We start from the raw sequence: 25,659 nt of genomic DNA, 5'->3' as shown, positions 1-25,659 counted from the left end.
GCGACCTCGGAGAAATATTGTTTGTCAAACAATAAACCGTTTGAATTACAACAATAGCGACAGTAAATGCGAGAAGATCTATCACTTTCAAAACACTGTCAATCCAGTGTCCCCATGGAGCACACCATGTCATATTCACCGTCTCTGAGTTCCGGGTTCACCCAAGGAAAAAACCGCAGTCGGTTTCTGTCTCCGCAATCCGGCATGTGCTCATTATGCACAGCGGATTGCGATAGCGTCTGTGAGCTGGCGCAAGCCGCAGTTCTGGGATCGCAAACCGTCTATCCGACAACAACGGGGAACAACCAAATCGCATCGGAAAAGGATTATCCCATTGATTTTTCACATTTCAACATCAATGGCCGCGTGTTCGGCGCACAGGGCGTGGACAATCCCGAAGACGCTACCATCTACAACGTGAACCTTGAATGTACCTATGGCGCGCACAATCCCGTGACGATGGCCTTGCCCATCATCTTGCCAGCGCTTATCAAGCTGAACTGGCAGGACTATTTTTCTGGAGCGGCCATGGCGGGAGTGACCTGTGTTATCGGCGAACATGCAAGAAACAACGACCCGAATTGTATCATTGAAAGCGGCGTTACGACCGCCTGCCCGCTTTACAAACAGGCCCTCGATTGTTTTCGTCGATACGACCGTGGCTATGCACAAATTGTCGTCCAGTGCAATCTCGAAGATATCCGATCGGGAATACCACAGTTAGTTCTCCAAAAATATGGCGCCGAAGCCATAGAAATTAAATTCGGTCAGGCGGCCAAAGGTACCCAGCCAGTGATACGCATCAAGGATCTGGAAACAGCGCTCAAACAGCAAAAAATGGGCAACATCGTCCATCCCGACCCAAGCAAGCCGGAAATCCAGGAAGCGTACCGCAATGGCGTGTGTCCGAACTTTGCTTCCTACAGCAGACTCCCCATGTGGACGGAGGAGTCCCTCGCCGAATACATAACGTCTTTGCGGGAATGGGGAGCGAAAAATATCTACTTCAAAATGGCTGGCTATGATCTGGCCGATATAGAACGCGTTCTGCGCATAGCCTGTGACAACCAGGTGGATATGATTACATTTGATGGGGCCGGTGGCGGCTCCGGATACAGCCCATCAAAAATGATGAATGAATGGTCGTTACCGACCATTTGTCTTGAAGATGCCGTTGTACGCATGTGCAAACGGTTGAAAGCAGAAAACGCAACACTCCCAGCCATCGTCATGACGGGTGGGTTTGCCAGTGAAGATCACGTATTCAAAGGGTTGGCCTATGGCGACGGTCACGTTCTCGGCATCGGATTGTGCCGCGCTGCCATGGCGGCTGCCATGACCGGGAAGAATATCGGGGAGGCCATTCAACGCGGCGACATTCCCAAACAATATGCGAAACTCGGCTCCACGGTCGAAGAATTATTCGCCGACCTGCCCGACTTGCGCGCCCTGTACGGCGTCGAGGCGAACTCGTTTTCCACCGGGACCATCGGCGTATTTTCCTATCTCAACAAAATCGCCTTCGGTCTCCGGCACTTTGGGGCACTCAACAGAAAATTCGATGTGGGTTTATGGGACAAAAGCGATCTCATTCCGCTTACCCACGACGCGAGAGCACTGCTGAACAACAGCTGGTTCATGCATCCCGTCGAATAGAGCGATATCGGCTTTATTCTTCAACTTTTGCGCCCAAAAAGAAAAAACGACGCTGTTTTATTGAGATTCCTCGCTTCGGTTATGATGAAGGCAAAATACAGGGGACGCTCAAGTCCCCTTGTGATACTGCCCCATTGTCCCTATGACGTTGATATAAATGGTTGAACAATAAAATATACTCCAAGAAGTCCGATCATTACACCTGCTACCCGTCGAAAGAGTATCTCGCCACGCTGCCATGCAGAATTAGCGAGGAGTTTCTTGATCAGAGCGGTTGAGCCGCCTGCTACGGCGATAGGAATGCAATGTCCGATGCCGAAAAGCACGATGAAGATGACGCCGGTGGCAATCTTTTCCTGAACGGTGATGATGGCGAGGATGGGAGCGATGAAGCCAAACGTGCACGCCCCGGACAGGACTCCGTAGGCAAGTCCGAGGATAAATGCTCCCAGAATCCCTTGCACCTTCAGCTTGGCCATCCACCCGCCAGACATCGAGCATTTGACGACACCCAACATGTCCAAGCCGACCCAAAGGAGTACGAGGCCTACCACAAGGGTCCAATACGGACCGACGTCACCGAGCATTCGTCCAAGCAGAGAGCAAACAATCCCAATGGTCGCGATGGTGAGAAACAGTCCGGTTGTGAAGAGAATTGCGTAAACCGTTGCTTGACGTCCCTCAATTATCTTGTGCTGCCCCGCGACATACCCGACGATAAGCGGAATGGATGCCAGATGGCAGGGGCTGAAGAGTACGCTGACCACCCCCCAAAGGAAGCATCCCAACGCACCGAGCAGCACCCCGCCTGTCATCCATTGATTGATGAGGATAAATATCTGATCCATACGAAACTATTTGACGCCAAGTTCGGTCAGCTTCGCAACGATCCTTTCTTTATCCAGAAAGCCAACGTGCCGATATTGCTCTTTACCGTGTGCATCGTAGAATATCTGCGTCGGTATTGCACGAATGCCATACTTGGCCCCTTCCTCCCGATGCTCCCACACGTCAATAAATGCGATTACGGCTCTTCCTTCATATTCTTTTGATAACGCTTCAATAATCGGCGTCATCATCTTGCACGGAATACAAGAATGAGCACCGATGTCCACCATGGTGACCATGCCTTCTCTCGGCAACTGTTGTGGCTTGCCGGAAATCAAATCAGAGGCCGAAACCGATGCATCCTGTGCTTTTGCTTCACGAGGAAGCGTCGTCATGGCTATGCTCACAAAAAGAAGGCAGCAGACGAGAATCGTTATTTTTTTAGCCACGGATTTTATCCTGTGATGTGTTTAGTCGCTTCTTCAATAACAATATTGATATGTTCCTGAGATACCGGGGATTCCCCTTTCTTTAAACCGAGCGTATGAAGTTCGACTTGCTCGAAACCCGAAAATCCGGCTTCTTCCAATGTTTTGCTCGCACAGCCCAAGGGGCAACCATCAATGGCAATGAGCAAATCTGCAGCCTCGGCGCTTTTTAGCATGCCCGAAATTCGACCACCGATCCCGGCCAAACAGAACATCTTTACCTTTCCCTGGCGAGACAATTCACGAGCTGCCCGGTCTGACACTTCACCAACATCGGCGGCACCGGAGCAAGAAACCACATACTTTGGGGCGGTGCCACAGGAACAACTGCAATTGGACATGAGAGGATCTCCTTATAGAGAAGTTATTTCAACCACTTGAGAACGTCTTTTTTGCTCGGAGCCTTACCGACAACTTTGACTTCACCGTCTATGGCAACCGCCGGCGTGGAGAAAACTCCAAATGACGCGATTTCCTGGAAATCAGATACTTTGATAACTTCAGCCTCGATACCGGCTTCGGCAACCGCTTCTTTCACATTCTTTTCCGCTTCCGCGCATTTGGGGCAGCCAGGGCCCATTACTTGAATCTTCATTACTCTTCTCCTTAGATGTTAGATCACAGCGTTGAACAAATAGCCGACAAACAAAATGCCGCATCCGACAACACCGATGAATATCGCGATCAAGCGAGGCTTGAGCACTTTTCGAAGGATGACCATTTCCGGAAATGACAACGCGATGACGCTCATCATGAAGGCCAGGACCGTACCGAGCGCCGCGCCCTTGCCGAGCAAAGCTTCCACAATGGGAATGATGCCTGCCGCATTGGTGTACATGGGGATACCGATCACGACAGAAAGGGGTACCGACCACCAGGAGGAATCGCCCATGATGCCTGCCAGATAGCCTTCGGGCACATACCCGTGAATTCCCGCGCCAACAGCAATGCCAATCACGACGTACTTCCAGACACGCCCCACGATGTCTTTGACGGAATCAAGCGCATATTCAAACCGCTGCTGCCAAGTCATCTTTTGGTCGCTTAATCCGCTTTCGCCAGCACGGATTGCCATGACCCAATCTTCGACATAATTTTCCAACTTCATACGCCCCATGGTCCAACCCGCGACAATGGCGACACAAATCCCCGTCACGAAATATAAGGCGGCAATTTTCCAGCCGAGCAAGCCATACAAAAGTACAAGAGCGATTTCGTTGACCATCGGGGCAGATATGAGAAAGGAGAATGTCACGCCGAGCGGGACTCCAGCTGTCATGAATCCGATAAACAGGGGAACCGCTGAGCAGGAACAAAAAGGCGTAACAACTCCAAGCAGCGCGGCGAGGACATTCCCAACCGATTCTTTCTTTCCAGCAAGAACTCGTCGCGTCCAGTCAACAGTCACAAACGAACGAAGGATGCCGACAAAAAAAACCACGATCAGCAGAAGCATGAGCACCTTCGGGGTGTCGTACACGAAGAATTGTACGGCTGAACCGAGATGACTTTCCGCCGACAACCCGAGAAGCGCATAGCTGAACCATTCGGAAAAAGGGAGGAGCTGGCTGTATATTGCGTACCAGATCCCAACACAAACAAGACCAAGCACGATCATTTTGGGAGTTCCTGACTTTGCCTTTTTCCCTGAAACATGTGCCTCTGTTTGGCATGCACACGTCGCGGAGTTTGTTTCGTTATTCATCACAACCACCTCACTTGGCGACTTCGCCAAGTATTGGATAAAAATTTTTTATGGTTTGTTCGCAGTGACAACAGATTCCATGCAGTTGAAAAAATTCAAAACACAGGGCACTCTAAGGCGATAATACGCTTGTTTTCCACGTTTTTCGTCCTCAACAATGCCTGCCTCTTTCAGGATTTTGAGATGCTTGGACACCGTCGACATATCATGACCAACAAGAGCGGTCAGCTCGCACACGCACTGTTCCCCATGCGACAAAGCATCGACCATCATGAGCCTCGACGGGTGTGCCATGGCTTTCATGATCTTGGCTCGGGCTTCATAATGGTTGAGTGGTTTCAGCATGCTTTTTGCTCCATGTTCGTCACATCGTTCATTTGGCAAATAAGCCAAGCGTTCTGCATTGTCAAGCTTGCTGCAACAGGAAGATACAATTTTCTGTCGTTCAATACCGTTATGAAAGTACTATTAAGCGTCAAATTCCGATAATCATCGATGAACCTAAACTTTCTTTGATCCCCAAAGACTTTAGACAGAATTATTCATACCAACAAAAACACAATAAACTCAAACAGTTAACACAACACACTCTCATATTATTCATAAGCCATCGCCTCCAAAGTTCTACCATAAATTTCAACGGCTACCTCTTATTTGTTGATTCAACCAACAATCCGCCACTGCCCATACTGATTTGATCTTCCACCTTCCGTTCCTACTGACAAAATATTGCCCCCAAAAGAATCTGGAACACTTGTAGAATTTTAAAGAGGTCTTGGTCTGGATTTCGGTTCGATTTTCTGGTGTTATCTGGCCAAATTCGTTTGATTGAGTGTCCTTATAAAATTTTCTTTCTTAGTTCCGTGGCGAGGCAACCTTGAACCGAATACAGCGTAAAGCTCACAAGATTACCCTTGAAGGAAAGAGCTCTCAAAATTCTCGAAGAGAGAGGGTTATTCAAAAAACATGACACCGACATAGGAAAAACGACTAGATATATGATTATCCGATCCCCCAAAAACACACTCTCGGTGCCTCCATTCGGAGCGGTTAATGACAACGTTGATTGCATCAACGCCCACCACCCTTAGCCGAGAGCCGCACAGGAGACTGATAAATGAATATGGGTAAAAAGCTCAGTAATCCTTTTTCTACGGGAGGTGGTGGCGTTCATTTTGAAGCACATGTGCAAGCGTCCTTTGTCATTTTGATGCTCACCGGCGGATACGCTCCATGTCTTCCTTGCTGGCCTATTGCGGAAATAAAACTTCAAGGCAAGATCGACGGATTTGATACTGACGACCTCGTTGTTGTTGTAGAAAATCCAAATAGCAAGGAACGCCGAAAACTTCTCGGTCAAGTTAAGCACTCTATTGCCATAACACAGGGAAGCCCTCTGTTTGGGGAAGTGGTGCAAGCCGCCTGGAATGATTTCAATAATTCCAGAGTCTTCACAAAGGGGAAAGATATTATTGCGCTAATCACAGGCCCACTTAGCGCGACCGATGCAAAGAATATAAAATGGCTGCTGAACCAGACGAGACACTCCAAAGACGTTAATGAATTCTTCAGAAACGTACAGCAGACGAATTTCAGCCCCCCTAGAAGCGCCGAGAAACTCAAGGTTATTCAACATCACCTGAAAACAGCAAACGGTGACAACGATGTTTCAAAAGACGAGCTCTATGACTTCCTGCACCACTTCCATTTACTCGGCTACGATCTTGGTAACGAGGTCGGTGTTGTCCTATCTCTGTTGCATTCCCACATTTCCCAATTTCAACAGCAGTATCCGCAGTGGGTCTGGTCAAGGGTTGTCGATATCGTACAAGCATGGAATCAGGATGCCGGCACCATCACGGTCGAGAAACTGCCGGACGACCTTTTAGAAGTTTTTAAGCAAAAAACCGTAGAGGAGATGCCCGAGGAGCTAAAAGCACTACAAAAGAAGCCTAAAACCGATTGGGCCCAACACCCTGACGCTACCTATCTAGCGCTGGCTGTTCTTATTGGTGCTTGGCAAGAGAAGAGTCAATGCGACATTGAGGCTATATCCCAGTTGCTCGGCATCAGTTATGACGAGTGGCTAAGGAAAGCACGAGAAATATTGCATTATTCTGACAGCCCACTGTCTCTAAAAAATGGTATATGGAAAGTTGCCAATCGGACCGAACTTTGGAACCTGCTAGGATCACGCATCCTTGACCAGAACCTCGATACGTTTAGGTCGCTGGCTGTCTCCATACTGAAAGAGCCAGACCCCGCTTTTGAACTACCAATCGAAGAGCGATATGCGGCCAGCGTTTATGGAAAAGTGCTGAAGTGTTCGCACCTATTGCGAAATGGTATCGCCGAGGGCTTGGCCATTCTGGGCACCCAGCCCGACGCATGCAGTAACTGCTCGCAAGAGAAAGCTGAAGTAACCTGCACATTAATGATACGCGAACTTCTGATTGATACTGGTTGGATTATTTGGGCCAGCCTGAACGGTTTACTCCCCACTCTGGCCGAAGCCGCTCCCCGTGAATTTCTCACTGCGGTCGAAAAGGCGTTGCGTCTGAGGCCCAGTCCATTTGATGAACTTTTTTCCCAGGAATGCAACGGCATCACGGGGAAAAGTTATTTAACCGGCCTGCTCTGGGCTTTGGAAGGTCTGGCCTGGAATGAACAATACCTCGTTCGTGTTTGCGTAGTACTTGGTGAACTTGCCAGCCATGCCCCCGGTGGCCTGGGGGACAATCGTCCATCCAATTCGCTTGTAACCATTTTGTTGCCTTGGCTGCCGCAAACGCTGGCATCCGTTGACAAGCGTAAGGTGGCGGTGCGGACAATTCTTGATGAATGCCCAGATATAGCCTGGAATCTGCTCATCCAGCTCCTACCCAACCATCAGAAGACCTCTTCCGGATCGTACAAACCGAGATGGCGCAATAGAATCCCCGACAACCGGGAAGAACGCGCTACACATCATGAATACTGGGAGCAGATAACTTTTTACGCAGAACTTGTAGTAGGTGCCGCAGGCCAAAATACAACTCGACTTTCTGCATTAATTGACCATTTTGACAACCTCCCTGAACCCGCTTTTAATCAACTCCTCCAAGCTTTGGCCTCCCAGCCCATTTCAGAACTTCCTGAAAAACAAAGACTTCCTATTTGGGAACATCTCACAAAATTCACAAAGCAACACCGCAGGTATCCGAATGCGAAATGGACGCTACCCGACGAACAGATTACTTGCATTGAACAAGTTGCCAAACAACTCGCCCCTACAAACCCGTTTAATTTATATCAGCACCTCTTTACTGAACGTGATTTTGATCTCTACGACAAAAGCGGCGATCAGGAGGAGCAGCAAGAGAAACTCGACGCGCGACGAGAAACAGCCTTATCGGAAGTCTTTCAACAAGATGGTGTCGAGGGTGTGATTCAATTTGCAGAATTAGTATCTTCCCCCCAAAAGGTTGGGTTTGCGCTCGGAGTTATTACCGATGATGCGTTGGAACAGTCCCTTTTTCCGCATTTTCTGAATTCAACGGACAACAAGCATAAGGCATTAGTGAGCGGTTTTATCTGGCGGCGCTACCAGCTCAAAGGTTGGGATTGGTGCGACGCTATTGACAAATCCGATTGGACGCCAGAGCAAGTAGGACACTTTCTGACTTGTACGCCATTTACCAAGGAAACATGGGATCGAGCTTCTGAATGGCTTCAGAAAAACGAGAGGGAGTATTGGACTCGCACCGGTGGCAATGCCTACCAAGCTAACGACGCTCTTACCATTGCTATCGACAAACTCATTGAATACGGCAGACCGTATGCAGCAATCAACTGTCTGAGCAGGATGCGCCACAGTAAACTGCCAATCGATACGAATCAATGTGTTCGAGCCTTGCGCGCAGCTCTTTCTTCCAATGAGCCCAAATACGCCATTGACGAATACAATCTCGTCGAACTGATAAAATTTCTTCAGGCGGAACCTTCGGTCAACAAGGATGATCTCTTTAGCGTGGAGTGGGCATATCTTCCCTTGCTAGACCGCGATAGAGACGCCGCTCCTCAACTCCTTGAGAGCAGGCTGGCCGATGTCCCCGAGTTCTTTTCTGAGGTAATCCGATTGATTTACCGATCCAAGGAAAACGACCAGACACCGAAGGCAGCTACGAAAGAATCAATGGCTATCGCAACAAATGCATGGAATCTACTCCATAACTGGAAAACTCCGCCCGGGACACAGGAGAATGGAACGTATAGTGGAGAACGTTTCACCAAATGGCTCCAAAAAGTAAAGACCATCTGTGTAGAATCCGGTCACCTGGAAGTTGCACTCATCAGTATTGGCGAAGTATTGATTCACACCCCAAAAGATCCAGACGGATTATGGATACACCGCGCTGTCGCTACGGCACTAAATGATCGTGAAGCTGATGACATGCGCAATGGCTTCAGTATGGGGATATACAATTCACGGGGGGTTCATGGGGTTGACCCAACAGGAAGGCCGGAGAGAATGTTGGCTCAACAGTTCCGAAGTAAAGCAGAAGAAATTGAAAACGCTGGACTTCATCGATTTGCCAATACGTTGAGAGGGTTAGCGAACGGCTATGACCGAGAAGCTGAACGAGTTATTGCTGAACACAAACGGGAAGAGGAATGATATAACTTGATAAACCTGCCAAGTGACCACCTAATTGTTCAAGCTCACATGGGTTTATTATAGCGGCAATGGCAACTGGCATAGTGACGAATATTTAAATTTTACAAGCAAACAAAGAAGTAAGACAAAGATTTTAAGCACCCATGGCCCCACAGCATCGGCCGCGATCAGCGAAAACATCACAGGTCTCAAAGCTCAACTTCCAGGCCCTTTTATTGCCTACCCCTCCCCCTCTCTTTGAGATAGAATCAACTCCAATGCGCTCACTTCATGATAAATGGGAGAATAATGCGATGGTTGGACGTTGTATCACCCACAAATATGCTTTCATTTTGTTGATTCTTTTTGTTCAACTCATAACGGTTCGCACTCTTCATGCACAAAAAAATATGAATGAAAACAAAACCATCACGGCAATCCAAGGAATTCGTGTTGGACATTATACCGACGCGGAAAATGTAAAAGGGTGCACTGTCATCCGATTCCCCACTGAAGGGGCAACAGCCGCTGTGGATGTACGAGGATCAGCACCGGGAACCCGTGAAACGGATTTATTGGACCCGATCAACCTTGTGGATAAAGTTCATGCTCTCGTTCTCTCCGGTGGCAGTGCGTATGGTCTGGATGCTGCGAGCGGCGTTATGCGTTGTCTGGAAAAAGAGCACATCGGTTTTCCAGTAGGACATGGAGTTGTCGTGCCCATCGTGCCAGCTGCCGTGTTGTTCGATCTTGATATTGGCAATCCTCAAGTCAGGCCATCGGCAGAATGGGGATTTCAAGCGTGTCAGAATGCAAAAGATTCGCCAGTGAAAATGGGGAACATCGGAGCCGGAACCGGTGCCACGGTTGGCAAATACCTGGGCAGAGATAAAGCGATGAAATCAGGGCTCGGGTCTGCAGTGATTCAATTACCGAGCGGAGTCATCGTCGGTGCGATCGTTGCGGTGAATGCATTAGGTGACATACTTGATCCAGATACAGGAAAAATTCTCGCCGGAATCCGAGGGGAGAAACCAGGAAATTATTATTCCTCAGTGAAGGCTATCCTCGACCAAAATGTCGAAAATATTTTCCCTGGCACGAACACAACGATTGGTGTCGTTGCCACGAATGTTCCTCTTTCCAAAGGGCAGTTAAAGAAAATTGCTCAAATGGCTCATGATGGAATGGCACGAGCTATCACTCCTGCGCACACCATGTATGACGGTGATACAATTTTCGCCGTTTCAGTTCCAAACCAGCACGCCCAGTCTGGGAATGTCACTGCTGATACCATCAACCTCGTGGGTACGGCTGCTGCCGAGGCTACAACAAAGGCCATTGTCAATGCCGTACAACAGGCGAAGTCGGTTGCTGGCTACCCATCTGCCTCAGACTGGAACGAATAGCATTGTTTCGACCCCAGGACGACTTGGCAATTTTACTGGATACGGTGACATTTAAGAAAGCGCGGGCTCAAGGCCCATCAGCTCCATCAGAAAAGATTGAAAGGTCTGGAAGTTCAACTTTCAGGGCTTTTTTCCTGCTCTGTCTTCGTCAACCGACTTCCATCTTGGCGCTACGACGTTGTGACGGTATATTTCATTTGGATATGCGGAACACCGGTGTTTTTTGATGGGAAGACATTGCCTGTTTCGATAAACCCATGTTTGGAATAAAAACGCTTTGCTGTCGTGCGTGCATTCAAAACAATCTCTTTAGCACCCAAAGAAATTGCCCTCGTGACCAAATCGTTCAACAATATGCTGCCATAGCCTTGACCTTGATATTTTGGAGCTACGACCATTTGCGAAATTTGAAAATGATTTTCATTCAATTTGGTCAGGCGGCCATATCCAACACATTCCTGTTTATCTAACGCTGCAACATGTATGCTGTGTAATTCTTTTTCATCATCCAATATGCTTTCTTGTAGACCATGCTGAGCAAAAAACAATTCGTACCTGAGACCACGAATTTCTTTATACATTTCTTCATTGCGCTGTATCACTCTGATTTCAATCATATACATCTTCTCCCATAGAGAAAAAGCATAACAAATAAGAATTCATTTTATAACCAATACTGTATCTATTGATGATCAAATTCATAACATGCACTCGAAACAATTATAATACAAATACAAACAATCATATTATATCAATAACTATATCCTGAATAGTGAAAAGCGACAGAATAGTGAGATATTCATTGCCGTTTAGTTTGTACTCATGAAATAAATACTGGCAATCTCTCGGAAATACCTCCCTTACAAAGACGTCTCTCTGCCCTCTGAATGTTTTCTGTGGAACAAATATTGCTGAATAGACGGGAATCGGAAAAAAAATCCCCATGGAGGCGACATGATCGAATCTTTGCAGGGCGGATATCAGACCCAAGCGATAACGTATACGGCACAAGGAGCCAAAAAACAGGACACGGTGCAGCCAATGTCGCCAGGCGACACCGTCAGTCTGTCCGGAAGCGGCCGACTGATGGCGGACTTTTTTGCCGGGATCGGTGTGACCCCATCCTCGAACGGGGCTGTTTCTCTGGACGACATCAAGGCTGCGATGGAACAGAAGCAGCAGGCGCTGGAGGAAGACATTGACGCCCTGTTCAGGGAGAACGACATTGCAACATCGCCCTCGGTGACTCTGACTACCGACGGAGAAGGCCGTGTCAGGGTGCAGGGAGACCATCCGCAGAAAGCGGAGATTGAAGCCCTCTTCGAAGAATCTCCGGAGCTCTCCAACGATTTCCGAGCCGTATCCGGACTGTCTTCCCTCGTGGAAGCGGGCAAAGAATACTCCGAATTTGCCGAGCTTTACGCACAAGCACCATACACCGCTGTGGCCCAATACGGCCATCTGTTCAACAGTCTCGGTGAGAGTGAATTCAGCATGACCGTCGAAGGATCGACTGCAGCTTCCGCCGAAGTATCGGCAAACACAGCAACGCAGGCCTCTGCCCCCGATTCAGTCAACCCCCAGGCCGAAACCGGAGGGACGAAGCCAGACTTCACCAACGCAACGCGTCAAGAATTGTTCGACTGGATAAATTCAGAAATCGTCAGCGGCCGCATGAGTCTGGATAATAGCATCTCGCTCGTAGCAATGACCTTGGCTTTCTCCGACGTGGATAACCAGGCAGTCGATATGGCAACAGACACCAAACGGTACGATTTCATTGAAATGGCCCGTGGCGGCCTCGAAGGTGCTTTATACAGGGGGGATACGGAGAATGCTGAACTGATGCAAGAGACCCTGAAACTCATGGACGCTGCCTAGCCGACGTCCTCGAAATATGTCTTTCTTCATTCAATATTGGGATGAACCGTCACATTCTGAAAGGCCTGAAAGATGTCCTTCCAGGCCTACGATATGCCATGTAATGCAGCTCTAGCCAAAGAACTTTCTTCTCAACACGCAAACCGGAATGAGTCCTGTGGACAGCAGCAACAAACTCCCTGGCAAGGGAACAGCTGATGGTGCGACCGGACTCAACGTTAACGTTGCATTGACCAAATTCGCATCAAGACCGTCTCCAGATGGAGAAAAGATAGAAAGGAGAAGAGACGATGAAAATTCATAACTCCCAGCCGGTATAATTCCAGTCGAAAGACCGGTTTCAGTATGATCCCCATCCGAAATTGCCGAATAGATATCTGTCATCTCATCCAACTCTTTCAACGCCACATGTCCACTTCCATTATAGTAGCTTCTGAAAGAACTTGAAATATTATACTCATAGTCCACTGTCGTATTAAACTGAATTGCAAAATCATCATTTGAGATCGCATAGGACGGGCCATAAGGTCGCAGAACACTTCCGGTCATTGAAATGGAAAATTCACCGACAGTGTCCCCTTTAATCCACCCAAGTGAATCAGCATTGACGGAATACTGTAAATGCGCAGAGCTGGTTGCACGATTCCCTCCTGTGCCAGCGGAAGCGCTCGTTTCCTTGTTAATCTCCGTAACAATCCCTCGAGGTAACGGTTCACTACTCGTATCAAAACTCCCCCCAGACCTTACCGAAGTAAAAAGTCCAGCTCGAGCCGTCCCAGTTAAGTACAAGCTGGCTTTTGCATGCGATGCAGCTATCAACACCAATGAAACACTCATAACAAGAAGGATGAACAAACGACCGTGGAACACCAGATCAACTTTTCCTTTTCGCATCATACCTACTCCCTCTGCTTCTGTGTGTACCTAACTACCTCTTGTGAATGGAGATCATCTACTTGCAAACCATTCAGAGCATGCTGAACAAAACATAATAATCAACAATATATTTCATGCAAAGTTTAATCCATATTTAACATAGAAAAAACAACAACAAACAAATCTTCAACAACCAACTAAAATAACTAGAATTATATACACGCGCCATGAATATAGCTCAAAAGCCTGGTGAAACCCGGATAGCAAATTCCAATATTTTCAGAAAAACCTTGAAAAACCTTATGAAGAACCTGGAATAAAAACATACTCTTTGTAATAGCGCTGCAATACAATAGCGACACACAATAAATATAATACAATAAATATAAGCAAAGAAATCACAAACAACAGGACGCAACATCCCTCAAAGACCGGTTTGTCAAAAAACAAACCGTCCTTCCTTGTTTATTGTACTTCAAGATTATGCTGAGGCCTGGAACGGCATGAATCACTTTCCATAGTGAACTTTTCAAACAGCAAAAGACTCAACACAACTCACTCCTCCCAGCTTTTCTCCATTCATAGAAATTCCATCGGACATCTTGATAGAACAGAAGGCTTTCAATCACTTGTATCTATTTGTTGTAACTTGAATTTATTGTATGAATACAATTCAAGAACAAAGGAAAGCGATGCACGTTGAATCACTCATTGAACACGGTTCCGGGGTCATGAATGAAGATGTTCTTGTTATGGAGAACAACCTTTTCGGTGTGTTTGACGGAGCGACCAGTCTGACTTCCGAAACCTATGAACATGGGCTTACAGGAGGTTTTCTCGCTTCTCACCGTGTGGCCGAAGAATTCAGAAAGAATGATGGAACACTGGTGGAGTTGGCAGAACGAGCCAATCAAGCTCTCCGACAAGACATGCTCGACCGGCAGGTTGCGTTGAACGACAAAGGAAATCTCTGGAGTACGAGTGCGGCTGTAGTTCGCGTTCAAGGCGATTCGCTGGAATGGGCGCAAATAGGTGATTGCCGAATTTTTTGCATCCACGACACAGGCAAGTCCGAGCTTTTGTGCGAACCTATTGACCAGGATGCGGAGACACTACGTCTCTGGAGAGACGTTTGCCACGAGACGGATGCCCCTATCAGGGTTGCCATACATCAGCAGATTTTGAAGGTCCGCTCCCGTATGAACGTGGATTACGGCGTTTTCAACGGAGAACCGGAAGCAATGCGTTTTCTTCGTTCCGGAAAACATGATCTCAACGGCATCAAACATATTCTCTTGTTTACCGACGGCTTACTTCTCCCCGATGCAACGCCTTGGCTGAGACGTGATTTTTGCGAACACATAGACCTGTTCCGCAAAGCCGGTCTCAAGGGAGTCCACAACCACATTCGAAGTGTCGAGGCTACCGACATCGGGTGCCGCATCTATCCTCGTTTTAAAACGCACGATGACATTGCCGCCATCGCCATTCACATGTGAGCGATGCCATCACCAAATTCGGTCGGATGAATCATCATTATAATAACATGCAACAGCCTGATGGAGAGCATCACATGAACATCGGTACGTGTATCAGATGGGCCGTTCTGGCTCTGTTTGTCGTCGTCTTGTTTCCCGCGGCGTCAATGGCTTCCGATACGAAATTGGAAGAAAAAGTTGTTGTCTACTCCACTCATGGAGAGTCCATGTTGGAGCTGGTGGCGGACGCGTTTGAAAAAGAAACTGGTGTCAACGTCGAGTTTATCAACCTCAAGGGTGAGCTGGCTGATCGGGTTCGCGCAGAAAAGGCCAACCCACAGTCCGATGTCATGTACGGAGCGCCTTCCTCCGTGTATCAGGAGCTCAAGGCGGAAGACCTCTTCGTTCCTTTTACCCCGAGCTGGGCGGACAAAATCAAGCCATTGTTCAAGGACAAAGACGGGTACTGGTATGGTACGATCCAAACTCCAGTACTGATGTTTTATAACAGCGAGATGATGAGCAAAGACGACGCCCCTAAAGACTGGTGGGATCTCGCAAACCCCAAGTACAAAAACCAATTGGTCTTCAGAAATGCCTTGTCCTCATCCGCACGCGCCACCTACTCTTCCCTGCTGCAGCAGTTTGAAAAAAAAGGCGATCTTGATGGTGGATGGAAATTCCTCAAAGCGGTTGATGCCAATACCAAGCGCTATTATGGAAGCGGTTCTCTTCAGTTTCAAGCCGTTGGCCGCAAGGAAGCCCCTCTGAGTTTTGCTGTACTCAACTCCGTGATCGACAACAAAATAAAGAACAAGATGCCCCTTGAAATTATTGATGCGGAAAGCGGTTCCCCAGTCATCACCGATGGAATCGCCGTCATCAAGGGAGCAAAGCACCCCAATGCGGCGCGAGCTTTTGTTGAATTCGCGGGCGGTGCAAAAGCACAATCCATGCTCGCGAACAAGTTCAACCGTATGCCCACACATCCCGACGCCATCGCCACCGCCCCCCAATGGATGGGTGAAATCCAATTCCGGGTCATGGATGTGGATTGGGGCGATCTGGCTTCCAAGCAGTCCCAATGGATGCAGCACTGGGATATGGAAATTAAAGATTCCGGTAAGGATAAAAAGTAGGCATTTGTTATGGGGGCTGTCGTCCTTGAGGGAGTGGGAGTGTCCTTTGACGGCATATGGGCGTGTTCGCAGGTCGATCTGTCCATACGAAAAGGAGAATTCTTCACCTTCCTCGGCCCATCCGGTTGTGGAAAAACAACGTTACTGCGCCTGATCGCGGGGTTCATCACCCCGCAATCAGGGGTAGTATTTATCGATAACAAAAACATGACCCAATTGCCCCCTGAAAAACGCAAGGTGGGCATGGTGTTTCAAAATTATTCCCTTTTCCCTCACCTCACTGTGCGCCAGAACATAGAATATGGCTTGGTTATCCAGAAAAAGGCTAGCCAAGAGCGCCGCGAAACGGTTTCACTTTATATGGATATGGTCGGGCTGAGCGAATTCGGTAACCGCAGAGTCACGGAACTGTCCGGCGGTGAGCAGCAACGGGTAGCATTGGCCCGTTCGTTGGCCGTGGAACCGGACGTTCTGCTTTTGGACGAACCACTTTCCAATCTTGACGCCCGATTGCGCGACAAAATGCGTATCGAAATCAAGTCGTTGCAGAAACGTTTGGGCATAACCACCATTTTCGTCACCCATGACCAAACCGAGGCACTGACCCTGTCCGATCGCATCGCCATTTTTAACAAAGGCCGTGTGGTACAGGTCGGGACACCACAGGAGGTATATAACACGCCGCGAAATGTGTTTGTCGCCAGGTTCGTCGGTGATACCAATCTGCTTAAAGTCGAACGCAAGTCAGAACAGGTGTATCTGGACGATGGCACGGAGTTACATGTGCCGGATACGGCCGGAAGCGGGAGCTACCTCTCTATCAGACCGCAGAATATCCAGATATCAAAAGAGGCCACTCACGGACCCAACACGTTTCGTGGACAACTTGTTGAACGTCAATTGAACGGGGTGTGGATTGACTCCATTGTGCGCATGGGGGACACGGTACTCCGTGTGGCCGAATTGAACACCATTGAGCAGGGAACGGATCTTCAGCTCGATGATACCGTCTGGATAACCCTTTCAGCAAACGCGCTCAAACTCCTCGATGACTAGGCGAAAAGACAACATGCTGTATGTCATGAAACGCCTTCAGCGCCGAGTTATTCCGGGATTAGGCATTCTGGCGTTGCTCTGGGTGCTGATGGGGTGTGTTCTCTATCCGGCTTTGACTACGCTCATGAAAAGTCTGGCCGTCGAGGGTGGAACCGGGCTTGCTCACTATGAAGCGTTCTTCACATCTTCCACAAGTCTTCTCGTTCTGCAAAACACGCTGGTTCTCGGAGCGCTGACCGTCATACTGTGTGGTCTGGTAGGGACGGGGCTCGCCTTCTTGGTACATTTTTTCGAGTGTGCCCACCGTGATGTGCTCGACAAACTCCTTTTACTTCCGGTGATGATGCCGGGAATCATCATTGTTTTTGCCTTTGTACAATTATATGGCGAAAGCGGGCTCGTCACCAAAAGCATTGAGCTGCTTTTGGGACTCGACGAATCTCCATACAATTTTTCCGGTCTGCCCGGCATACTGTTCGTACACATCTATACTCAGTACGTGTACTTTTACCTCACCGTTTCGCTGGCCATCAAGCATATTGACCTTTCCGTCATTGAAAGTGCCAGAATTCTCGGTGCCTCGCGAATAAAGGTGTTTACCTCTGTCATTCTGCCTTTCATTGCTCCGGCCGTGATAACGTCTGCAGCCGTGACGTTTATGACCGGAATAGGTTCTTTTGCTGCGCCGAGTATTATCGGCGGAGGCTACAAAGTGCTGACCACGCAGATTTTGTTATCAAAAGCCAATAACTTCATGGAAACGGCCGCCGTCCAGGTGGTTGTCCTGACGATCATTTCCATGGTCTTTTTTGGTGTACTGCGCTGGTATGAAAAACAGAGGCAGTTTTCCGGATCGGTCAAGGGGACCCCCTTTCACCCCTTCACAATTCGAAACACAGCATTGCGCTGTTGCGCATCGGGACTCAAGGCGCTTCTCGTGCTCTTGATCCTGCTGCCATTTGTGACAATCATTGTTTTGTCCTTCGTGGACTCCTCCTCATGGATGGTGAATATTTACCCCCAAGCATTTTCTTTGGATAATTACATCGTTATTTCCAAAGCGCGAAAATTCAGGCCATTCATGAACAGTATTGAAATGTCGATTTTGGCTGCATTCCTCTGTGTATTCGTGGCTATCCCCGCTTCGTGGATAATCGAAAAAACACAGTTCAAATTCAAAGGCGTGGTTGAGTTCCTGGTTGTACTGCCTTGGGCAATGCCCGCCAGCGCGATCGCCATCAATATTATTACGGCGACCAGTACGCCCAACGTGTTCACGTTTAATACGGTTTTAGTCGGCACATATGTTTTGCTGCCCTTGGGCTACTTCATCAAATCCCTTCCCATCGTGGTGAAAGTGACCCACATATCCTTTCAGGGATTGAATTCCACACTTCTTGAAGCATCCAAAAGCCTTGGTGCATCGGGCTATACAACGTTTCGAAAAATAACGCTTCCTATTATCTCCCCGGGACTCCTCGCAGGATTTCTCTATGTTTTCGTACGTAGTATCGGTGAGTATACAGTTTCAGCGTTTCTCTATACCGCCTCGAACAAGCCTATCTCCATTGCCATGGTCAACGCCATTTTTGAGTATGACATCGGCTTGGCTATGGCCTATGGGACATTGCTCATTGTTCTGACCGTCTGCTTGAGCTTGATTATCAGCACAATTTCTCCCTTGTTGCGATAAGCCTGTATGGTTGGCACCTGGGAGGAGTACCTAATGCATCCTCCCTGATTATTTGCAAGGCATGCTTAAATTGTAATGAGATGTTCCTTCCCTTTAATGAGTTCCGTTAAAGGGATACCCCAGGACTTGAGTTCTATTCCGAGATTGCCAAGCTGTTCTTTCACATCCAAGCGACGTGCACAGGTTTCACATGCGCTAAACTCCACGCCCGCTTCTTGTGCTTCGGCTATAAGGTGTTGCATGTGGATATCTTCGGCCACGAATTTGGCGGTGGCTCCCCAAATAATCACTGTCACCGCATTCCACATCTTTCGTTCCATGGCGGCCTTGGCGTACATCATGACCATCAGTTCCGACGTGATGGGATTGTCGTTCGTCCAGAGAATATGTAATTGTTCAGCGTTCATGAAATTCCCTCATATTTACGGTCTGTTGTGATGAAAAGATGGTGACCAATACTTCACGATACAAGGCGGTCTTGGAGTTTGCGATATTGCTGACGCAGAAGTCTTCAGACCAACTTGAACGATCGCTCAAGTTTTGACCAAGAAAATCCCCTTGTCAACTTTTTTTGAATGTTTATTCAAGTTACTCTCCACGCGGGATACTTTGACGTCAATCGGTAAAAACAACGAGAGAAGCAGGACAGAGATGGCAAAAGCCCAGTACGACAGAAATGATATTATTGACAAAGCGATCGATCTGTTTTGGCGCAATGGATATAGCGGTTCGTCCATGCAACAGGTCGTCAAAGCCACGGGCCTGAAACCGGGATCATTGTATTATTCCTTCGGCAACAAAGAGGCTTTGTTCAAAGAAGCACTTGAACGCTATGCACAACAACGAATCGCAACAATACGCCAAATTCTCGATACCGCTCCCAATGTCGGCGAAGGGATTTGTAAGAACTTCGAGCGCGTTCTCCATGAAGCGAGACAAAGCGACTACAAGAGTTGCCTTCTTGTCAAAACTCAACTTGAGTTAGCAAGCGAAGGCAACGCATTGCATGAATTCGCTGCCGCCAAATTGCGTGAAGTGGAAGCCGTATTCCAACACTATCTTGAAAGAGAATTCGATACCACACGAAGCCAATATCGCGCGACGAGCATCATGCTACACATATTTGGAATCCGCGTTTATGGTTACCAGTGCGACGCTGTCGACCGTATACGTCAAGGCCTGCGCGAAGGCTTACCATGGCTCCCCTGGCCGCAGGAAGAGTGATGTCAAGCATCTCAACTCCGTTAGCTGATACTTGGTTTATATAGCCACTACCGACTTGAACGATTGTTCGAGTTAAAAAGAACCTTTTTTGCATCAACACTTTTTTAATGATCATTCAAAACAATCCCCTAGGTCTCAATCATCTCAAGACAAAACCTTTACTCGAATACAAACTTGTGCATAAAATATGTATTCATATCAATGCGCACACTGTGAGAAACTTGACGTATCCTGCTAGAAATCTACACAGTAGACTAAAACATAGACCACTGAATTTTTTGAGACAAGGAGATAAACAGAGAAGTGATAGCACCCCGTATAGAATATACCCCACTTCAACCAGGCGAGGAAGATTGCACTATCCAGCTGGTACTCACTGTTTTTGGAAGATATGTTGCCCCATATTTTTCCGATCAAGGCATTGCATCCTTTCAGGCGTTCGCATGCACGGAAGCACTGCAACAACGTATTCACGAAGGTTCGGTGGTTTATATAGCGAAGCGAGCTGAAGAACTCGTCGGTGTTGTGGAAGTACGGCAAGATAACCACGTGTCGATGCTTTTTGTGAATGCATCGGTCCAAGGACAGGGAGTTGGACAACAGCTTGTCCACATGGCAATCACACTTTGCCAAGCACGGAATGCTCAAGCGCTTACAGTAAATGCATCACCCAATGCACTCGGTTTTTACCAAAGAATGGGCTTTGAAGCGCAGTCAGAAGAACATGAAGTCAATGGTATTCGATTCATTCCCATGAAATACATGCTGTCGAAAGGATGAGAAATCCAACCTCACCTTTCTTAACGCTCGACACCAGCCTGCTTGCAAATATACCACGCCATCATCAAATCGAGGTGTGCGCCGCCGCCGTTTTTAAAAATGGTGATGTCTGTTGAGGCCTGCCGCCCACAAGACGGGTTGCGTATCATATCGTACAAATCTCCTTGCACGTCGTCGGCCGTAATCACACCGCTTGCGATAGGAATAGTCAATTCACCGATATGCCCGAGCGTCGTTTCTCGACTATCGACAAACAGCGAACCGGTTGTAATGAGTGCATCGTCCGCTTCGCGCATGTCTGCCTTGTAGGCGCCGATCAAGTCGATATGCGTACCTGGCTGAATCCATTGTCCTTTCAAGATAGGCTCACGCGCCAGTGTTGCCGTTGAGATAGCGTCCGCTTCCGATGCTGCAGCCCCCAAATCGGTCACCGCAACAACAGCGACGGAATTGTGTTCCCATTCCTTAGCGAGGGCTTCGGCTTGCGCGAAATGACGTGCCCATACGGTTATCCGTTCAAGCCCAGGGAAAATGGCGCTGTACGCCTCAATCAGACTGCGGGCAACAGCCCCGGCCCCAACTATCAATACTTTTTTGCTGTCTGGCCGCATAAGGAACGTAGCGCCAAGCATAGAGTCCGCTGCCGTTTTGAACTCGGTGATAAGACGGCTCTCAATAATCGCACGAAGCTGACCGCACTCGGGCTCAAAGACAAGCATAGCCCCCTGGACGGATGGCAAACCTTTTTGGGTATTCCTGTTAAAGACGGTTGTGGATTTCACCCCGTACCCTACTCCCTCGATATAAGCACCGCGACTCAGCAATGTGCCGTGTGCCGGCCCAAGAAACATGTCTCGAATTTCGGCATTTGGGAACGTATGGCCAAATCGCAACGCTTCAACGGCATCTCGCCATGTTAGTTTCTTTTTTGTCGCATTGTAGGTAATATACAGTGGGTTCACAGCATCTCCTTATCGATAAAAATTTTTGAGAACCATAGAAAGACAAAACAACGCTGGGAATACAGTCCTCCCCAAGAGTCTCCATTGCACGCAACCTCTTCGGCATGACAATCCCGATCGCTCATAGCAGCAAAAGCACGATATATTAACTTGTTAGAAAGACATCAGGTGTCTCGGCAAACCAACGATACATCCAGAATTTTCGCCTTTTACCACTGAGATGCAAGCGCCCCACCTCTCCCCTTGGGACTTCTTCACGGATACCTCGTCCTGCTTCGACTTCTCAAAAACGCGGATTCGCCTTGTGCTGTCCAAGACGACGTCTCGTACATTAAATCATACTGAAATAATTCGTATACAATCCGCTGTTATTGTCCGTTAAGCAATTTGTTTTCTATGCTCACAGACACTGCATACAAATCTCTGCTACAATCCTATTGACGATTATACACATACGCCATACGTTCGATAGAGTCAGTGGATTCGTCGACGAAAATACTCTGAAAATCAGATGAAAATGAGTATTCAACAGACATCGTATCCATACGAAACAATGCTTGATTTGTTATTCTGCACAAAACAGTACCGCCACGATAACAATATCCAAGAACACGTAAGTGGTGCACATCATGCAAGAATACAAATACATACATACGCAACTCAAATCCATCATACGAACTACTTCGTGTGAATTGGAACGTGTTGAAGACACGCTGTATTATCTTGCATCTCTGACGCTAAAATTATTTCGGGAAACTCCACATGACGACATTGCAATACAGAACTGGCTCAATAGAGACAAATTTTCGGTAAATGATGATGGATTTTTTTTAAGTTTGTCGCATCTCTCAGCCTTTCGAAACGGAACGCTCTCCCATAATGCATTGAGTTATTCATGGCCTCCAAATCAAATGAACAATCGTGATGCGCGATTTCGCCTGTATTGTCACCGAAACATCGGAGAAATACTCAGCACAATCCATACACGACTTCCCGGAGCGGCCTGGATCTATTATCAAGATACAACAAATACTGCATTGCAATATCCATATATCGACCAAAAAGAAGCGATCCCACCGAATTTCAATTGGTCTGAGTACCATACGTATGCATCAATCAAACCCGATGTGAACCCCGACAGAGAAGTGCGGTGGTCTGATCCACATATTGACTATGCAGGACAAGGGCTCATTGTGGCGGCATCCATCCCCATCTACGCTAACGACGACTTTGTGGGACTTTGGAGTATTGATATCCGAGTCGACAGCCTTGTCAGACATGGTGTGCTTGACGTGGATCGCAAGGCACAACTGACGTGTATCGTTGATACAAATGGATCATTGATCGCCAATAGTCACGGAATATCGATAACCACCATGTCCAAAGGAGAAGTGGCGCGTCTTTCCCTCCATGACACGCACGTAGCCTTCCAACACTTTCCGACGAATACCCTCTTTGCTTCACACCACGGGCATACAACTGTGGAAACGCCCGAAGGCAACTACCAACTGCATTGGGAAGAGATACCTTTTGTTGGCTGGCGATGTATTACCCTTCTTTCTGTCAAAGAACTCATCAGCACGGTGAAAAGACATTTCAAAAACGCATTTCGCAACCTTGGAGAGGGATACACCGAAACGTTCCTTCACACAGAAAGCTTTCCCGATGAGATGGTTGAACTTGCCAAAGCCTATAATGATATGGTTGCCCAACTCGACAAAGCCCAGAAACGACTGCTCGACAAAAACACGGAACTTATTCAAGAAAAAATTAAGGCCGAAGCTGCCAACCATGCGAAATCCGCATTTCTTGCCAATATGAGTCATGAGTTCCGCACGCCACTCAATGGCATTATTGGCATGCATCAACTTCTTCAAAGAACACCACTCAATGAAGAGCAGAGCAATTACGTCATGTTGGCAATACAATCATCCAAACGCTTAACCAATCTTCTTGGCGATATACTGGATTTAACAAAGATAGAATCCGGTAAAGTGAATTTGGTACTCGCGCCGTTCAGCCTTGCGGAATCATTTGAGTCACTCCGGCATCTCTTCGATCTTTCATGCCAACAGAAAAATATTACCATGACATACCAGATTGATGAGGCGATCCCTCAGGCGCTGCTCGGTGATGCCCTCAAATTTAGTCAAATCATGAATAATCTTGTCGGTAATGCTGTGAAATTCACTGACCAGGGAGCGATCGCTGTCGAGGCTTATGCATTGCCAAGCTCTACGGCTCAACGCTGCCGCATTCTTTTTTCTGTATCGGACACCGGTATCGGTATGGATGAAAACAGCATTGAAACACTGTTTGAAGCGTTTACCCAGGCAGATGGAGGATACAAACGATCATACCAGGGCGCTGGTCTTGGATTATCCATTGTTCGACAACTTGTGACCTTAATGGGTGGAACAATTTCTGTTGTCAGTGAACCTCACGTCGGAACAACCTTCTATGTATCATTACCGTTCTCCATGACCACAGAGGTTGTACACGTTGACGACGCTCTCACTGCCACCTCCATCCACACGGTGGCAAACCACTCGGTTCTTCTTGTGGAAGACGATATGGCCAATAGGATATCGCTCAAATCACTCTTGAAACGCGAAGGATATGCAGTAACTGCCGTTGAAGATGGCGAGCAAGCTCTCCATGAGTTACAACAAAACCAGTACGACGTGATTCTTATGGATATCCAATTACCAACAATGGATGGAGTCGAAACAACACGAGCGATACGATCAGGTGTCGCTGGACAACAGAACATTGAAACACCGATTATTGCATTGACGGCCTACGCAATGCCAGAAGATAGAAATCACTTTATGGGAGCTGGAATGAACGACTTCCTTCCAAAGCCAATCACATTACGTACGCTCACGTCGACAATTAACAAGATTATAGAGCCGGCTACAATCCAATAAGCCCAAAACACATCATAACGATAAATAACAGCGGAATAAGAAGGCCCAACGATTCCTCCTGCATCATTGATGCACTCTCGAGCCAATCCTCTTTTTCAAGAAAACAATGACTTGACGACGTCACTTCGTACTTCATGACATATTCATTGAAAATCATTGGTATTCTCAAAAGATGATATACTTTCCAATCAACAACTTCTTCTCCCAAACAGCTCCCCCAGTAGCAGGAATTGACAGTCCATCTCCATCGTGACATAAAAATTCTCGCAACGTAACACGAAAATAAAGGACTCCCCGTGCATATTTCAGAAGGCGTACTTTCTCCCCCCCTTCTTGGGGCCGGTTGGGCTCTGACTGCCGTGGGGACGGCCATTGGGCTCAAATCTCTTGATTACGACCGTATTATGACCGTCGCGGTGTTGGCAGCGGTATTTTTTGTGGCTTCCCTGGTCCACGTTCCTATTGGACCATCAAGTGTTCACTTACTCCTCAGTGGTTTACTTGGACTTATACTTGGATTTGCCGCATTTCCTGCCATTTTGGCCGGATTGTTTTTGCAAGCCGTTTTTTTTCAATTCGGCGGCCTGACCGTTCTCGGAGCGTCATGTTTTAACATGGCATTCCCCGCTGTCTTACTCGGGTTAACTCTGCGCCCCTTTCTTTATGGCTCCCGTACAGCTCGGTCCATTGCGGCCTTTTCCGCTGGTGCTGGTGCCATCATTCTCAGTGCATTGAGCACAGCCGCTTGCCTGGGTTTGACAAGTTCTGATTTCCTTGCTGCCGCTCAAATTCTTGTCCTCGGACATCTGCCTGTTGCCGTCATCGAAGGGTTCATCACGATGGCCACTGTCAGTTTCATCCTCAAAGTGCAACCGGATATGCTCGTCCACACGTCGTGTCCATCTGCATCGGTATAAA

Annotated in this window: 23 protein-coding genes; 12 read left to right on the top strand and 11 right to left on the bottom strand. The window is 47.8% G+C overall.

What is annotated here, in order from left to right; all coding sequences use genetic code 11:
* The first annotated feature begins 126 nt into the window (after positions 1–126).
* Entirely contained in the window at positions 127–1,656 is a 1,530-nt protein-coding gene (locus G451_RS0101695; RefSeq protein ID WP_027182914.1) for a glutamate synthase-related protein, read from the top strand.
* Positions 1,657–1,796: 140 nt separating this feature from the next.
* Here the strand turns inward: G451_RS0101695 and G451_RS0101690 are convergent, their stop codons facing one another.
* Genes G451_RS0101690 through G451_RS0101665 form a run of 6 tightly spaced genes read right to left on the bottom strand, consistent with a single transcriptional unit; the run spans position 1,797 to position 5,022 of the window.
* Positions 1,797–2,504, bottom strand: a complete 708-nt coding sequence (locus tag G451_RS0101690; protein WP_027182913.1) for a cytochrome c biogenesis CcdA family protein — start codon at positions 2,502–2,504, stop codon at positions 1,797–1,799.
* 6 nt (positions 2,505–2,510) lie between these two features.
* Positions 2,511–2,879, bottom strand: a complete 369-nt coding sequence (locus tag G451_RS0101685) for a thioredoxin family protein (RefSeq protein WP_084448318.1) — start codon at positions 2,877–2,879, stop codon at positions 2,511–2,513.
* Positions 2,880–2,938: 59 nt separating this feature from the next.
* Entirely contained in the window at positions 2,939–3,313 is a 375-nt protein-coding gene (locus G451_RS0101680) for a putative zinc-binding protein (protein WP_027182911.1), read from the bottom strand.
* A gap of 23 nt (positions 3,314–3,336) precedes the next feature.
* A complete protein-coding gene (locus tag G451_RS0101675) occupies positions 3,337–3,567 on the bottom strand; it encodes a thioredoxin family protein (RefSeq protein WP_027182910.1) in 231 nt (76 codons plus the stop codon).
* 18 nt (positions 3,568–3,585) lie between these two features.
* Positions 3,586–4,677 carry a permease gene (locus G451_RS0101670; protein ID WP_034640163.1) on the bottom strand — a complete coding sequence of 364 codons (1,092 nt, stop codon included), beginning with the start codon at positions 4,675–4,677 and terminating at the stop codon, positions 3,586–3,588.
* 48 nt (positions 4,678–4,725) lie between these two features.
* Positions 4,726–5,022: an ArsR/SmtB family transcription factor gene (locus G451_RS0101665; protein WP_027182908.1), complete on the bottom strand. Its 297-nt coding sequence runs from the start codon at positions 5,020–5,022 to the stop codon at positions 4,726–4,728.
* Between the two features lie 772 nt (positions 5,023–5,794).
* On the opposite strand from G451_RS0101665, the gene G451_RS0101660 reads away from it, so the two are divergent.
* A complete protein-coding gene (locus G451_RS0101660; RefSeq protein ID WP_027182907.1) occupies positions 5,795–9,334 on the top strand; it encodes a hypothetical protein in 3,540 nt (1,179 codons plus the stop codon).
* 389 nt (positions 9,335–9,723) lie between these two features.
* Complete coding sequence (locus G451_RS0101655) at positions 9,724–10,722, top strand: P1 family peptidase (protein ID WP_027182906.1); 999 nt, start codon at positions 9,724–9,726, stop codon at positions 10,720–10,722.
* A gap of 170 nt (positions 10,723–10,892) precedes the next feature.
* Here G451_RS0101655 and G451_RS0101650 read toward each other — a convergent pair whose 3' ends face one another.
* Complete coding sequence (locus G451_RS0101650) at positions 10,893–11,339, bottom strand: GNAT family N-acetyltransferase (RefSeq protein ID WP_051261011.1); 447 nt, start codon at positions 11,337–11,339, stop codon at positions 10,893–10,895.
* A gap of 337 nt (positions 11,340–11,676) precedes the next feature.
* On the opposite strand from G451_RS0101650, the gene G451_RS32115 reads away from it, so the two are divergent.
* Positions 11,677–12,603, top strand: a complete 927-nt coding sequence (locus G451_RS32115; RefSeq protein WP_051261010.1) for a hypothetical protein — start codon at positions 11,677–11,679, stop codon at positions 12,601–12,603.
* Positions 12,604–12,714: 111 nt separating this feature from the next.
* Here G451_RS32115 and G451_RS0101640 read toward each other — a convergent pair whose 3' ends face one another.
* Positions 12,715–13,500, bottom strand: a complete 786-nt coding sequence (locus G451_RS0101640) for a hypothetical protein (RefSeq protein ID WP_027182904.1) — start codon at positions 13,498–13,500, stop codon at positions 12,715–12,717.
* 671 nt (positions 13,501–14,171) lie between these two features.
* On the opposite strand from G451_RS0101640, the gene G451_RS0101630 reads away from it, so the two are divergent.
* The 4 genes from G451_RS0101630 to G451_RS0101615 all read left to right on the top strand — a co-directional run bounded on the left by G451_RS0101630 (position 14,172) and on the right by G451_RS0101615 (position 18,845).
* Positions 14,172–14,978 (top strand): protein phosphatase 2C domain-containing protein, encoded by an 807-nt coding sequence (locus G451_RS0101630; protein WP_027182903.1) that lies wholly within the window; start codon positions 14,172–14,174, stop codon positions 14,976–14,978.
* Positions 14,979–15,052: 74 nt separating this feature from the next.
* Complete coding sequence (locus G451_RS0101625; RefSeq protein WP_027182902.1) at positions 15,053–16,096, top strand: extracellular solute-binding protein; 1,044 nt, start codon at positions 15,053–15,055, stop codon at positions 16,094–16,096.
* A 9-nt stretch (positions 16,097–16,105) separates the two neighbouring features.
* Positions 16,106–17,152 carry an ABC transporter ATP-binding protein gene (locus G451_RS0101620; RefSeq protein WP_027182901.1) on the top strand — a complete coding sequence of 349 codons (1,047 nt, stop codon included), beginning with the start codon at positions 16,106–16,108 and terminating at the stop codon, positions 17,150–17,152.
* A gap of 13 nt (positions 17,153–17,165) precedes the next feature.
* Positions 17,166–18,845 (top strand): ABC transporter permease, encoded by a 1,680-nt coding sequence (locus tag G451_RS0101615; RefSeq protein WP_034640156.1) that lies wholly within the window; start codon positions 17,166–17,168, stop codon positions 18,843–18,845.
* 65 nt (positions 18,846–18,910) lie between these two features.
* Here the strand turns inward: G451_RS0101615 and G451_RS0101610 are convergent, their stop codons facing one another.
* Positions 18,911–19,252 carry a DsrE family protein gene (locus tag G451_RS0101610; protein WP_027182899.1) on the bottom strand — a complete coding sequence of 114 codons (342 nt, stop codon included), beginning with the start codon at positions 19,250–19,252 and terminating at the stop codon, positions 18,911–18,913.
* A 244-nt stretch (positions 19,253–19,496) separates the two neighbouring features.
* Here G451_RS0101610 and G451_RS0101605 point away from each other — a divergent pair, with 244 nt between their 5' ends.
* Entirely contained in the window at positions 19,497–20,069 is a 573-nt protein-coding gene (locus G451_RS0101605; protein ID WP_027182898.1) for a TetR/AcrR family transcriptional regulator, read from the top strand.
* Between the two features lie 303 nt (positions 20,070–20,372).
* Entirely contained in the window at positions 20,373–20,849 is a 477-nt protein-coding gene (locus G451_RS0101600; protein WP_027182897.1) for a GNAT family N-acetyltransferase, read from the top strand.
* A 20-nt stretch (positions 20,850–20,869) separates the two neighbouring features.
* Here the strand turns inward: G451_RS0101600 and G451_RS0101595 are convergent, their stop codons facing one another.
* Positions 20,870–21,811, bottom strand: coding sequence for an ornithine cyclodeaminase family protein (locus G451_RS0101595; protein WP_027182896.1), 942 nt, complete (start codon positions 21,809–21,811; stop codon positions 20,870–20,872).
* A 629-nt stretch (positions 21,812–22,440) separates the two neighbouring features.
* Here G451_RS0101595 and G451_RS32110 point away from each other — a divergent pair.
* Positions 22,441–24,741, top strand: coding sequence for a response regulator (locus G451_RS32110; RefSeq protein WP_051261009.1), 2,301 nt, complete (start codon positions 22,441–22,443; stop codon positions 24,739–24,741).
* Here G451_RS32110 and G451_RS34005 read toward each other — a convergent pair.
* Entirely contained in the window at positions 24,728–24,898 is a 171-nt protein-coding gene (locus tag G451_RS34005) for a hypothetical protein (RefSeq protein ID WP_156921470.1), read from the bottom strand. The genes G451_RS32110 and G451_RS34005 overlap by 14 nt on opposite strands.
* Positions 24,899–25,037: 139 nt before the next feature.
* Here G451_RS34005 and cbiM point away from each other — a divergent pair, with 139 nt between their 5' ends.
* Positions 25,038–25,658, top strand: a complete 621-nt coding sequence (gene cbiM / locus G451_RS0101575) for a cobalt transporter CbiM (protein ID WP_027182894.1) — start codon at positions 25,038–25,040, stop codon at positions 25,656–25,658.
* The last annotated feature ends 1 nt before the right edge of the window (position 25,659 follow it).

The organism is Desulfovibrio inopinatus DSM 10711, from assembly GCF_000429305.1.
Taxonomy (GTDB): Bacteria; Desulfobacterota; Desulfovibrionia; order Desulfovibrionales; family Desulfovibrionaceae; genus Alteridesulfovibrio; species Alteridesulfovibrio inopinatus.
The sequence above is the reverse complement of the archived record's forward strand: the minus strand, read 5'-3'. Positions and strand labels throughout refer to the sequence as shown.

What these genes read in the sequence shown, in the direction of transcription:
- G451_RS34005 (WP_156921470.1), bottom strand. Translation starts at nt 24,898, where the DNA reads ATGATTTTCAATGAATATGTCATGAAGTACGAAGTGACGTCGTCAAGT.
- G451_RS0101650 (WP_051261011.1), bottom strand. Translation starts at nt 11,339, where the DNA reads ATGATTGAAATCAGAGTGATACAGCGCAATGAAGAAATGTATAAAGAA.
- G451_RS0101625 (WP_027182902.1), top strand. Translation starts at nt 15,053, where the DNA reads ATGAACATCGGTACGTGTATCAGATGGGCCGTTCTGGCTCTGTTTGTC.
- G451_RS0101690 (WP_027182913.1), bottom strand. Translation starts at nt 2,504, where the DNA reads ATGGATCAGATATTTATCCTCATCAATCAATGGATGACAGGCGGGGTG.
- G451_RS0101605 (WP_027182898.1), top strand. Translation starts at nt 19,497, where the DNA reads ATGGCAAAAGCCCAGTACGACAGAAATGATATTATTGACAAAGCGATC.
- G451_RS0101630 (WP_027182903.1), top strand. Translation starts at nt 14,172, where the DNA reads ATGCACGTTGAATCACTCATTGAACACGGTTCCGGGGTCATGAATGAA.
- G451_RS0101655 (WP_027182906.1), top strand. Translation starts at nt 9,724, where the DNA reads ATGAATGAAAACAAAACCATCACGGCAATCCAAGGAATTCGTGTTGGA.
- G451_RS0101615 (WP_034640156.1), top strand. Translation starts at nt 17,166, where the DNA reads ATGCTGTATGTCATGAAACGCCTTCAGCGCCGAGTTATTCCGGGATTA.
- G451_RS0101675 (WP_027182910.1), bottom strand. Translation starts at nt 3,567, where the DNA reads ATGAAGATTCAAGTAATGGGCCCTGGCTGCCCCAAATGCGCGGAAGCG.
- G451_RS0101620 (WP_027182901.1), top strand. Translation starts at nt 16,106, where the DNA reads ATGGGGGCTGTCGTCCTTGAGGGAGTGGGAGTGTCCTTTGACGGCATA.
- G451_RS0101695 (WP_027182914.1), top strand. Translation starts at nt 127, where the DNA reads ATGTCATATTCACCGTCTCTGAGTTCCGGGTTCACCCAAGGAAAAAAC.
- G451_RS32110 (WP_051261009.1), top strand. Translation starts at nt 22,441, where the DNA reads ATGCAAGAATACAAATACATACATACGCAACTCAAATCCATCATACGA.
- G451_RS32115 (WP_051261010.1), top strand. Translation starts at nt 11,677, where the DNA reads ATGATCGAATCTTTGCAGGGCGGATATCAGACCCAAGCGATAACGTAT.
- G451_RS0101665 (WP_027182908.1), bottom strand. Translation starts at nt 5,022, where the DNA reads ATGCTGAAACCACTCAACCATTATGAAGCCCGAGCCAAGATCATGAAA.
- G451_RS0101660 (WP_027182907.1), top strand. Translation starts at nt 5,795, where the DNA reads ATGAATATGGGTAAAAAGCTCAGTAATCCTTTTTCTACGGGAGGTGGT.
- G451_RS0101640 (WP_027182904.1), bottom strand. Translation starts at nt 13,500, where the DNA reads ATGATGCGAAAAGGAAAAGTTGATCTGGTGTTCCACGGTCGTTTGTTC.
- G451_RS0101680 (WP_027182911.1), bottom strand. Translation starts at nt 3,313, where the DNA reads ATGTCCAATTGCAGTTGTTCCTGTGGCACCGCCCCAAAGTATGTGGTT.
- G451_RS0101685 (WP_084448318.1), bottom strand. Translation starts at nt 2,879, where the DNA reads ATGACGACGCTTCCTCGTGAAGCAAAAGCACAGGATGCATCGGTTTCG.
- G451_RS0101610 (WP_027182899.1), bottom strand. Translation starts at nt 19,252, where the DNA reads ATGAACGCTGAACAATTACATATTCTCTGGACGAACGACAATCCCATC.
- G451_RS0101670 (WP_034640163.1), bottom strand. Translation starts at nt 4,677, where the DNA reads ATGAATAACGAAACAAACTCCGCGACGTGTGCATGCCAAACAGAGGCA.